The 10,100-nt window shown below is 51.3% G+C and carries 13 protein-coding genes and 1 other RNA gene; 5 read left to right on the top strand and 9 right to left on the bottom strand.

All coding sequences use genetic code 11. The features are described from left to right. Positions 1-57 precede the first annotated feature (57 nt). From QFZ34_RS23205 to QFZ34_RS23240, 8 genes are all read right to left on the bottom strand, one after another. The gene (locus QFZ34_RS23205; RefSeq protein ID WP_370878872.1) at positions 58-1,551 is read right to left on the bottom strand and encodes a DegQ family serine endoprotease; all 1,494 of its coding nucleotides are present in this window, start codon (positions 1,549-1,551) and stop codon (positions 58-60) included. A gap of 345 nt (positions 1,552-1,896) precedes the next feature. Further along, complete coding sequence (locus tag QFZ34_RS23210) at positions 1,897-2,082, bottom strand: DUF2065 domain-containing protein (protein ID WP_115052599.1); 186 nt, start codon at positions 2,080-2,082, stop codon at positions 1,897-1,899. A gap of 15 nt (positions 2,083-2,097) precedes the next feature. Next, entirely contained in the window at positions 2,098-3,042 is a 945-nt protein-coding gene (gene hflC, locus QFZ34_RS23215; RefSeq protein WP_115052598.1) for a protease modulator HflC, read from the bottom strand. Then, positions 3,042-4,148 carry an FtsH protease activity modulator HflK gene (gene hflK, locus QFZ34_RS23220; RefSeq protein ID WP_115052597.1) on the bottom strand — a complete coding sequence of 369 codons (1,107 nt, stop codon included), beginning with the start codon at positions 4,146-4,148 and terminating at the stop codon, positions 3,042-3,044. The genes hflC and hflK overlap by 1 nt, the downstream gene beginning before the upstream one ends. 189 nt (positions 4,149-4,337) lie before the next feature. After that, complete coding sequence (locus QFZ34_RS23225; protein ID WP_370878873.1) at positions 4,338-5,018, bottom strand: dihydrofolate reductase; 681 nt, start codon at positions 5,016-5,018, stop codon at positions 4,338-4,340. Positions 5,019-5,173: 155 nt separating this feature from the next. Next, entirely contained in the window at positions 5,174-6,166 is a 993-nt protein-coding gene (locus QFZ34_RS23230; RefSeq protein WP_307286130.1) for a DUF4424 domain-containing protein, read from the bottom strand. A 60-nt stretch (positions 6,167-6,226) separates the two neighbouring features. Continuing rightward, complete coding sequence (locus QFZ34_RS23235; protein ID WP_307286133.1) at positions 6,227-7,021, bottom strand: thymidylate synthase; 795 nt, start codon at positions 7,019-7,021, stop codon at positions 6,227-6,229. A 117-nt stretch (positions 7,022-7,138) separates the two neighbouring features. Beyond that, complete coding sequence (locus tag QFZ34_RS23240) at positions 7,139-7,450, bottom strand: DUF2853 family protein (RefSeq protein WP_115052593.1); 312 nt, start codon at positions 7,448-7,450, stop codon at positions 7,139-7,141. Positions 7,451-7,695: 245 nt separating this feature from the next. On the opposite strand from QFZ34_RS23240, the gene QFZ34_RS23245 reads away from it, so the two are divergent. Further along, the gene (locus tag QFZ34_RS23245; protein WP_115052592.1) at positions 7,696-7,902 is read left to right on the top strand and encodes a hypothetical protein; all 207 of its coding nucleotides are present in this window, start codon (positions 7,696-7,698) and stop codon (positions 7,900-7,902) included. Between the two features lie 13 nt (positions 7,903-7,915). On the opposite strand, the gene QFZ34_RS23250 is transcribed toward QFZ34_RS23245, so the two are convergent. Next, positions 7,916-8,503 (bottom strand): tyrosine phosphatase family protein, encoded by a 588-nt coding sequence (locus QFZ34_RS23250; RefSeq protein ID WP_115053249.1) that lies wholly within the window; start codon positions 8,501-8,503, stop codon positions 7,916-7,918. Positions 8,504-8,596: 93 nt separating this feature from the next. Here QFZ34_RS23250 and ssrA point away from each other — a divergent pair. From ssrA to QFZ34_RS23270, 4 genes are all read left to right on the top strand, one after another. Continuing rightward, positions 8,597-8,955, top strand: a transfer-messenger RNA (tmRNA) gene (gene ssrA, locus QFZ34_RS23255). A 147-nt stretch (positions 8,956-9,102) separates the two neighbouring features. Continuing rightward, positions 9,103-9,453, top strand: coding sequence for an ArsR/SmtB family transcription factor (locus QFZ34_RS23260; RefSeq protein ID WP_115052591.1), 351 nt, complete (start codon positions 9,103-9,105; stop codon positions 9,451-9,453). Next, complete coding sequence (locus tag QFZ34_RS23265; protein ID WP_115052590.1) at positions 9,437-9,910, top strand: SRPBCC family protein; 474 nt, start codon at positions 9,437-9,439, stop codon at positions 9,908-9,910. Before QFZ34_RS23260 ends, QFZ34_RS23265 begins: the two co-directional genes overlap by 17 nt. Before the next feature lie 38 nt (positions 9,911-9,948). Beyond that, positions 9,949-10,100, top strand: a 152-nt coding sequence (locus tag QFZ34_RS23270) for a DUF899 family protein (protein ID WP_307286629.1), incomplete at its 3' end; no start/stop codon positions are given.

Below are 10,100 nucleotides of genomic sequence, written 5' to 3' on the forward strand. Positions count from 1 at the left end.
CGGTAAAAACCTCGACCGATCAGGGCACTTTCGTTCGCAGATTGCGCTTCCCAGTGCTCAGTCCATTTGCAAAGTTACAAATCGCAACTCGCCCGTCTTGGATGCGAGCATGAGGAGCGCATTCTTGCGGCCCTCATCGCGCAGTTTTTCGATACGTGCTGCAACATCCTCCGGAGTCGAAACTGTCTCCTGTGCAATATCGACAATTACATCCCCCGCTTGTATCCGCTTATTGCCTGCAACCGAGTCATCCTGGACTTCTGTTACGAGCACGCCTTCGACTTCTTTGGAGATCCCGAATGACTTGCGGGTATCTTCGTCCAGCACGCCCAAGGTCATCCCCAAGACATCAACGCCCTGAATGGCGCCGTCTTCATCCTGATCAGAATCAACAGGTTTCTTGGGAGCTTGTTCACTGTCTTCCAGACGACCAAGCGTGACCTTCACTGTCTGCTCCTTGCCCTTACGAACAACGACGACATCCACTTCCTTGCCTACGGGGCTTTCAGCAACAACGCGCGGCAGATCTTTGACAGTTGCCACTTCTTTGCCATCGAAGCGAATAATCACATCACCTGCAAGGATGGAGCCGTTGGCGACAGGACCGCCATCAATGATACCGGCAACCAATGCACCCTTGCTGGTGGTCATCCCCAGACTTTCCGCAATATCGTCCGTCACGGGTTGAATACGCACACCCAGCCAGCCGCGACGAGTTTCACCAAATTCCCGCAATTGGGCAATCACGCCGGACGCCAATTCGGCAGGAATGGCAAAGCCGATACCAATTGAGCCACCGGTAGGCGAGATAATCGCGGTATTGATACCGATGACCTGTCCATACATATCAAACAGCGGCCCGCCGGAATTACCGCGATTGATCGCTGCATCGGTCTGGATAAAATTGTCATAGGGGCCAGAATTAATATCGCGGTTGCGTGCAGAAACAATTCCGACTGTCACAGTGCCACCGAAACCAAAGGGATTACCGATTGCCATAACCCAATCGCCAATGCGCGTTTTCGAAGAATCGCCAAATTTCACAGCAACAAGCTTGTGCTTCTTCGGATCAACCTTGAGAACGGCAAGGTCCGTCTTGGTATCTTTACCGACCAATTCGGCTTTCAGTTTCGAGCCATCACTAAAGTTGACCTCGATTTCGTCTGCATCAGCGATCACATGATTATTGGTTACGATAATGCCCTCTTGGGCATCAACGACGAAACCTGAACCCAATGACTGCACCTGTCGGGATGGATTGTTTTGCCCCGGTTGTTGCTTACCGAAATAGTCATTGAAGAATTCCTGAAAGGGTGAGCCCTCGGGAACTTTCGGCATCGGGATCGGACCAGAATCCCCGTCCTGTCCCTTAACGGTCTGCGATGTGGAAATATTCACCACAGCGCCCAGGAGACCCTCGGCAAGATCGGCCACAGAAGCCGGGCCCTGCGCTCTTGGCTGCGCACTATTGGGAACAGTTGGCGCCTGCGTCTGCGCATTTGCCACCGTGACGAGTGCCGGTGGAAATCCGGTGGCTGCCAAGGCAGTCAATGCAATTGCGGCTGTAGCAGAACGGAGTGCTTTGCGGGCAGTGCTAGAAACCATGACAACAGGCCTTTTCAATAAGGTCGGAATATTTCAGGCCAGCAGAACCACCACTATGGTCGAAAGTATGGCCGGACAGAGCAAATTTTATTTATATAGAGCCAATTCTGTTTCACGGATAACGAGACAATCCACGCGGAAGGCAGCGAGGTCGATGTGGTTCCATCGAACGAACTGCCTGACCCGCAGAATGACTCTCTATAAACAAAACCTGCCCTAGCTATTTCAGCGTTTATTTGGTTGGAGTTCAACTCAAGATTTGCTGATTGAGATCGACAGCAATATCCAGCTCTAACCGCGGACCAGCCAAACAACGGCCACGCCAATTGCAATCGATGCAACGCCAGCTACACGCAGGAAACCATCGGGTTGCTCGCTGACATCGCGAGCAACCCGTTTGGCTACGATTGGAAAACACCCGTAGAGCAATCCTTCAAAAACAAGGAACAGTCCGACGGCATCCAAAAAATCAGTCATCAGCCGATCCTGCCCCTATTGAGGGGCAGGTGTTGTTGCAGCAGGCGCAGGCGGTGTGGAACCGCTAACTGGCGGCAATGCTCCACCAGCATCCTGGAAGTAACGGAAAAACTCGGAGTTAGGTGAAAGTACCATCGTCGTTCCGGTGTTTTCCAGTGCAGTGCCATAGGCCGACATTGACCTATAGAAAGCAAAGAAATCGGGATCTTTCGAGAATACATCCGCGAAGATACGGCTGCGTTCGCCTTCACCCTGACCGCGGATAATTTCCGATTCCTTGCGGGCTTCGGCAACGATCTCAACCACCTGACGATCGGCAATCGCCTTAATCCGCTGTGCAGCTTCACGGCCACGCGCACGCAGACGTTCAGCTTCAGCAAGACGCTCGGCGCTCATACGGGCAAAGGTCTGCTGGGATACTTCCTGAGTTAGATCCGTACGGCGAATACGTACATCGGTGATCTGCAATCCAAGCGATTCAGAGTCAGGACGCAATTGTTCACGCACCTCAAGCATCATGCCTGCACGTTCATCCGACAAAGCAGCTTCAAAGCCGCGCAAGCCGTAAACGCCACGCAGGGCTGCATCAAGACGCGTGCGTAGGCGGGCTTCCGCCAGAGTCACGTCGCCCGAAACGGTCTGACGGAATTTACGAGGATCGGTGATGCGATAGACGAGGAAGGCATCGACTTCGTAGAACTTGCCGCCCGAAACCTGAACACGGATATTATCGAGTTCAAAGCTGAGAGCACGATTTTCGATCATCTGAACATTATCTGCTTCAAGAAAGCCGAAAGGCATTTTGAAATAGATACCGGGCTCCGATTCCACATCGACAATTTCACCGAAGCGCAGGACGATGGCCTGCTGACCGGCGCGTACAACAAAGATTGACGCATAAACAAGAAGCGCAGCGAAGAGGATTACACCGACATAAATCGGGAGACGATTCTGGTTCATCACTGTGCTCCTCCGGTCGCGGGTTTCGCCTGTTTGCTCAGTTCCGGCAATGGTAGATAGGGAACAACGCCCTGCCCGTTCTGATCAACAATGACCTTGGTAGAGTCTTTCAGCACACGCTCCATGGTTTCAAGGAAAAGACGCTTACGGGTAACTTCCGGCGCCTTGACATATTCATCGTAGACTGAGGTAAAGCGCTGGGCCTCACCCGCTGCTTCCTGAACGATACGGTTTTTATAAGCCGCAGCATCTTCACGAATCTGCGCGCCCTCACCGCGAGCCTGACCAAGCTTCTGGTTGGAGTATTGATTGGATTCCTCAACGAAACGATCTTCGTCCTGTTCAGCACGCTGAACTTCGTCGAAGGCGTCTGCAACTTCGCGCGGTGGAGCTGCATCTTCAATTGAAAGAGCATTGATAGCAATGCCAGCGCCATATTCATCAAGCGTTTTCTGGATAATGTTGCGCACGTCGTTGGCAATGCCTGCGCGATTATCACGGAAAATATCCTGAGCTGGACTGCGGCCAACGATCTCGCGCATAGCGCTTTCAGAAACCTGCTGTACCAGATTTTCCGGATTTTCGACCTTGAACAGATAGGAAACCGGATCGGAAACACGATAAAGCACCGAGAACTGAACATCGACGATGTTCTGGTCACCCGAAAGCATCAGGCCTTCCTTGGCGCCGCGTGTACCTTGTCCGCCAATATTCTTCTGCTTTTCAACAATCTCCACCTTTTCGTAGGATTCGATTGGCCAGAAGTGGAAATGCAAGCCAGGCTCGGAAATATCGGTCTTCGGTTTACCAAAACGCAGTTCGACTGCACGTTCGTCTGGCTGAACAGTATAAACAGACTGGAACACCCAGAAAGCCACAAGGGCAAGTCCGATCAGGCCCCAGATAGCTGGACTACCGCCGGTGCCACCGGGGATTGCTTGCCGCAGACGGTCTTGACCGCGGCGGAAAATGTCTTCGAGGTCCGGAGGAGTCTTGCCTCCACCGCCACCTTGCGGTTTTTGACCCCAAGGGCCACCACCACCGCCATTATTATTACCGCCACCGCCCCAAGGGCCGCCGCCACCGTTCTGATTACTCCAGGGCATTCCTACCTCTTAATTTGAACGAAAATCACCACCCTGTGGCTACCCCTCGCAAGTCCAATACCCCGTTTATAGGGATGGCGAGGTTGGCTTTCAACGCACACCGATACTTTTCTGAGCCTTTTGCTGAAAAACCAAACAATTATCGTCAGTTATCACGATATTTTCATAATATAGGCACCGATATTTAAATTAATGGGCTGGAGTGACATCGTTCCCGAATATATCCAACTGCTCCTGCTTAACAGGATTTTCGTCATCCAGCTTTTCCATCATAGCCGCATAACGCTCCCATATTTTTTCGAGAGTATCATCCCGCCCCATAAATTCCTCTTTAGTCCTAAATCTGTGAAGAGATTTTCGTCTCACAAGACAAGTTGTGCGAAATGCGAACTCGTCATCATCACTTTTAGGAAAGTCTTCTTCTGAATAATATCGCCATTCTCGTCTATCGAATTCAAAATCAAACTTCGCATCACCATTGATATTTCCGCAGAATACCTCAGTGAGGTAAACTACGTTTATAAACTTATGAAATAGCTTATATATTTCTTCTCCACCGATGAGAAAGAACTCCTTTCTCTCTAAAAGAATGGAATAGTAATCGGCCAGCAGAAGAGCGGTCTCAGGATTGTGAGCCCATTTTACTGAAGCAGTGTCCTCGACCGGCGTCCTAGAAAGCACTATGTTAATGCGGTTAGGAAGTGGTCGACCGATCGACTCATAGGTCTTCCTGCCCATAATTATTGCATTGCCTTCGGTAAGCTGCTTGAACCGACGGAGGTCTGTTTTTAAACGCCATGGAAGCTCGTTTTCAATGCCTATGATGTGATCTGGATGGCTTCGGGCAACTACTGAAGTTGCAGAGGGCATCCTAACAGTTCTTGATTTTTTCACACTATTTCCATTGTCCTACCTGCTGCATGCGATTTCGTCAGCAAACCAATACTGGTCTGCTATTTCGCAGAAAATGAAACGCAGAACAAGAATGTAAAAACAACATCGTGGTTAAGAAAGTTGCGCCCGATCTAATCAGACTTATTCCTCTTCAGAAGCAGTATTTCCAAATCGCGCTCGGGCCAGAAATCTTCAGCAGTCATCTCAAAGGTTGTGGGACCGGTTTTTCTGACATTCTGCCCACAAAAGCTGATCAGATTCTCCGTGTCGCCCTTATCGATCGTAAGTTTGAACTTCTTGATGGGGCCTGCCCAATTACCACCTGTGGTAAGGATATATGATATCCAATTTTCATAGAGCACGGTTCGCTCGGGCCCAGCCTTCTTGACGATTTTTGCAACGCTTTGATTGAAGCTCTTGTCACGGCAATACTTCTGCGCGTGGTCAAAATTGGGGCCATGGGTACTGTTATCATCGGGATCAAAATTCAGGCTTACTGTTCCGCCGACACTGGGCTTGTAGCGATGGGATACACGCACATCCTTTCCTGCCGGAAAATGGCCCACCCACCAATAGGTCGACTTGAGCAACCAGCCCGGTGCAAATTCAGAATCATCACTATTTTGGAGAATACCGCGTTTCAGCCAATCCTGTTTTGTGGGGGCATCCAACTTGTCAATCGCCGCTTGGACCGAAGCATTTTGCGGTGACACTGGAATTGCACTCGAAATGAGGGCGTCAGTAACATCAAGACCGCCGGCCAAGCCACGCTGTTGCAGCTCGGGCTTGATCGGCTTGCCATCAATGGCGACTGTAAAGTCCAGAAAATTGTCCGAGCCCATATCCGGAATGGCAATATCGGATTCGTAACGGGGTTCGAGATCAGGCATGGGGAAAGCAATAATGTTCTCCACATCGCCATCCGAATTGTTTCTGAACACATAATCGACGCGTATCTCGTTTTCCGAAATGAACAGGTCTTCCTGTTCCATGGAAATGATTGAATTGCGCGTGTAGATCAGACCGCCAGTTCCTACCGATGCGGTTGTATCATTAGCCAGACCTGGCGATGAAACCAGAAGCAGCAATGTCTGAAGAGCGACGAGAGACAATCTGACAGTCATTTTCACTCTCCGCGAAGATGGTCCAGAGCATTTTCAACTAAAACGATGTCATGAATCGCTCTAGACGGCGATGGGCGCCTTAATGGCCGGCTCAGCGACGTAATCAACGAGACGGAAATCATCATATTTAAAAGCAAAGAGATCAGTCACATCAGGATTGATCTGCATAATAGGCAATGGACCCGGCTTGCGCGCAAGTTGTAATCGCGCCTGCTCGAAATGGTTTGCATAAAGATGCGCATCGCCAAGCGTGTGAACAAAATCACCCGGTTTCAAACCTGTCACCTGAGCAATCATCATCGTCAACAGCGCATAAGAGGCGATGTTGAACGGAACGCCCAGAAAAATATCGGCGGATCGTTGGTAAAGCTGGCAGGACAGTTTGCCATCAGACACATAAAACTGGAACAGGCAGTGGCATGGCGGCAGCGCCATCTCGTCTACAAGCGCGGGATTCCATGCCGAAACGATCAGACGCCGTGAATTGGGGTTGTTCCGTATGGCACTCAGTAGCCCGGCCATCTGGTCAATATGCCCGCCATCCGGTGTCGGCCATGAGCGCCATTGATAGCCATAGACGGGGCCGAGATCGCCGTTTTCGTCAGCCCATTCGTCCCAAATCGTTACGCCATTATCACGCAGATAGGCAATGTTGGTGTCGCCTTTCAGGAACCACAACAACTCGTGGATAATCGACTTGAGATGCAGTTTCTTCGTGGTGAGAACGGGAAATCCTGCGGCCAGATCAAATCGCATTTGATAGCCGAAAACCGAACGCGTGCCCGTGCCCGTGCGATCACCACGGTCGGCACCGTTGTCAAGGACGTGCTGTAGAAGATCAAGATAAGTGCGCATCGTTTCTCTTTAGCAGATTCGACTGACTAAATAGTAAAACTTGTACGTGATCCACAGCACTGCAAACAGAAAAGCCCTGCGGATTCCCACAAGGCTTTCTCTTTTGAGGCGGAAAGATCAGATGCTACCCAACGCTCCAAGAGCCTTAGCGGTCAGATAGTAAAATGTAACGCGGCTCTTGGTGCGGTCGTCCTTCATTGTTGCGCATACGGACTCGATTGCGGCATCGGCTTTGGCCACATCTGTCAAGCCAAGCTTCTTTTCCACCCAATTGGTGCGAACGCGCGCCAATTCTTCAGGATCAGAACAGGATACCAGTGATGAATCCCGGTTGCGTAGAGCAATGCCGAGATGTTTGACGATCTTTGCAACGACAGCTTCATCAGCCGCAGCATCGTAATGACGGACATCGGTTAGATAGTCACTCATGTAAAAATCTCCTGATTGCTAGGCCCAATGCGCTGCATTGCAACCTCCCCTGACAATGAAGACATGGCGCGTTGCGGAAAACAGGCTGGCCAATGTCCACGCTAGACAAAAGGAACATTCCTCAGCAATACCCCCAAGTCAATCACTCTTTGGCTCGGCCGATGTCAGGCTTTATCGCGAAACCGCTTTCGAAATCGTCCGCCAAAGGATAGTACAGCGGCATCAAATGACAGGAAGGCACCGCCATGGATACTGTGGAAATTACGACGCGCAGCGATTTTGCCATGTGGGCGATTGAGCGCGCGCAGGAGATAGTGCGATCCGAAGGGTCCGCTCTTGCCCTCGCCGCGCGCGATATGGATGAGGCCGGGTTGAAAGAGTCCGGAGCAGCGCTGGGCAAGGCCATTGCCGATGCTATGCTGGAAGTCTTTGACGGCCTTGTCCCTGAGTAAGCGTGCAGAGCTATCAGGCCGCCGATCTGCCCATTTCCAATTCACGCGTGCGACCAATGCGTGTCATCAACTCTTCGAACATTGCATCGCGCTTCAGCTGGACTGCATAGTGGCGGTGCAATTCGGAAACCAGCCTGCCTTTACGGCCCAATTGTTCATCGGCATAGCCAACCATCAATGAGTTCGGCCAGGCCTGAGGCCGGATTGTTCGCAGTCTCTCGAAAAGCCGATCTTCAGCCTCATCCGGACTGGCTTGCGCCATAAGCGTCAGCATAGCGGCAGTCGAGCGTGAAACGCCCATATGGCAATGCACAAGCAGGTGGCCCTCAACGCGATCTTCTGCCGATTGAAGAAGGCGAGAGCCGAAGTTGAGTATTTCCGTCACATGATGTTGCTGAGGTAGAACACGATCTGGCGCAGGGTCGATAATGTCGTGAAATTGCAGGATTGTGCGGTCATGGACACCATAGGACTGAAACGCTTCCAGCTCTGGCCAGTCGGGATCAACGATTGAAAGCACATGGCTGACGCCGCGCTCCCTTTGGCCGGGAAGTTCATCGATACCGCATATTGTAAGCGTGGATATTTTCAACGTCTGCATGATCTGACCGCTTTCTGGTGACTGTTGGCTCTGCTTATAAGGGAACCGAGCAGTCGCCGCTACACTTGCATCAACCGGAAAATCAATGATTTGCGCGTTGATTTAATTATGCGGCACACCTATATACGTTCCGCTGGCTTCGGCCAGCTATGGTGATAAACGGACGATGAAATAAGCCCATTGGACCCGGGGGCGGTACCCGGCGCCTCCACCACAATGCAGCAGAACAACGCTGCCTTGTGGCGGGGGCGAAATAGGATCGACAAGGGTGTAAAGATCGAACTTTTGCCCGGCATTGTACCACCGTTATCGGGCTAACTCAGTAGTTGCAAACGACAACTATGCGGAAGCACGTATCGCTGCTTAATGCAGTGCTATAGCTTCAAATCAAGTCCTAGGGGTTCGCACTTCTAGGCGGGGTTCGGAGGTACCTGGCAACAGAAACCTCCACTTCCTCTCCTTCAAAATCTTTAAAACACTCCTTCGCATTTCTGCGTTGTGACCTCCTGCTGCCTTTGCGCTTGCAAAGTCCTGCTTGACGATCGCGTTTGTCAGGCGTATATAACCATTAAGTTAAATAACCGAATGGTTCTACAGCAATGCAAACTGACCGCCTCGACAATATTTTTTCTGCGCTGGCCGACCCTACCCGCCGTGCGATTCTTGCGCGGCTTTCACTCGGAACAACTTCGGTAACGGAACTGGCAGAACCTTTCGAAATGTCAGGCCCCGCTATTTCAAAACATCTGAAGGTTTTGGAACGCGCAGGCCTGGTCATTCGTGGCCGGGAAGCGCAGTGGCGGCCATGCAGCCTCAATGCTGCACCGCTAAAGGAAGTCGAGACCTGGATCGAACATTATAAACGCTTCTGGGAAAACAGCTTCGACCGGTTGGAAGAATATCTGGAAGAGCTACAGGTGGAGGACAAGAAAAATGATTCAGAACAATAGTGCCGAAATAGCAAACACTGTTGCCGGGCGCGTCCTGACTATCAATCGGGTTTTCAATGCCCCACGTTCCGTAGTTTTCAAGGCGTTCACCGACCCAAAACGAATGCTGCAATGGCTTGGGCCCCGGGACTATCCCGCAAGTTTCGTGGAAGCGGATGTTCGCCCCGGTGGCAAATGGCGGGCATGCCTGGACTCGGCGGCAAATGGCGAGGAACTTTGGCACGGCGGAATCTATCATGAGGTCGTACCAGACGAACGGCTCGTCTTCACATTTGCATGGGATCAGGAAGACGGAAAAGCAGGCAGGGAAACGCTTGTCAAAATCGATTTCGAAGACTTGGCCGGCAAGACCAAAATGCAGTTTCAACAGTCCGAGTTCGACACAGTGGAAAATTGTGAAGGCCACCGGCAGGGTTGGAACAGCGCCTTCGACAGGCTGGAAGAACTGCTCGCCTGAAATCAGCAGCGACGAAGCAACAGCAACAGGAGATGATCATGCAACACCAGATCGTATCACGAGAACAATGGCTCGAAGCGCGCACTGCACTGCTCGAAAAAGAAAAAGCCTTTACCAAAGCGCAAGAGCGCATGAGTGCGGAAAAACGCGCGCTGCCTTGGGTAAAAATCGAAAAGGATTATGTCTTTGA

This window comes from Phyllobacterium ifriqiyense, from assembly GCF_030817885.1.
In the GTDB taxonomy this organism is placed as follows: Bacteria; Pseudomonadota; Alphaproteobacteria; order Rhizobiales; family Rhizobiaceae; genus Phyllobacterium; species Phyllobacterium ifriqiyense.

Bases quoted from the DNA above. Each gene is read 5' to 3' on its own strand.
- QFZ34_RS23240 (WP_115052593.1), bottom strand. From the start codon at position 7,450: ATGAGTGACTATCTAACCGATGTCCGTCATTACGATGCTGCGGCTGAT.
- hflC (WP_115052598.1), bottom strand. From the start codon at position 3,042: ATGAACCAGAATCGTCTCCCGATTTATGTCGGTGTAATCCTCTTCGCT.
- QFZ34_RS23250 (WP_115053249.1), bottom strand. From the start codon at position 8,503: ATGCAGACGTTGAAAATATCCACGCTTACAATATGCGGTATCGATGAA.
- hflK (WP_115052597.1), bottom strand. From the start codon at position 4,148: ATGCCCTGGAGTAATCAGAACGGTGGCGGCGGCCCTTGGGGCGGTGGC.
- QFZ34_RS23245 (WP_115052592.1), top strand. From the start codon at position 7,696: ATGGATACTGTGGAAATTACGACGCGCAGCGATTTTGCCATGTGGGCG.
- QFZ34_RS23225 (WP_370878873.1), bottom strand. From the start codon at position 5,018: ATGCCCTCTGCAACTTCAGTAGTTGCCCGAAGCCATCCAGATCACATC.
- QFZ34_RS23235 (WP_307286133.1), bottom strand. From the start codon at position 7,021: ATGCGCACTTATCTTGATCTTCTACAGCACGTCCTTGACAACGGTGCC.
- QFZ34_RS23260 (WP_115052591.1), top strand. From the start codon at position 9,103: ATGCAAACTGACCGCCTCGACAATATTTTTTCTGCGCTGGCCGACCCT.
- QFZ34_RS23210 (WP_115052599.1), bottom strand. From the start codon at position 2,082: ATGACTGATTTTTTGGATGCCGTCGGACTGTTCCTTGTTTTTGAAGGA.
- QFZ34_RS23265 (WP_115052590.1), top strand. From the start codon at position 9,437: ATGATTCAGAACAATAGTGCCGAAATAGCAAACACTGTTGCCGGGCGC.
- QFZ34_RS23230 (WP_307286130.1), bottom strand. From the start codon at position 6,166: ATGACTGTCAGATTGTCTCTCGTCGCTCTTCAGACATTGCTGCTTCTG.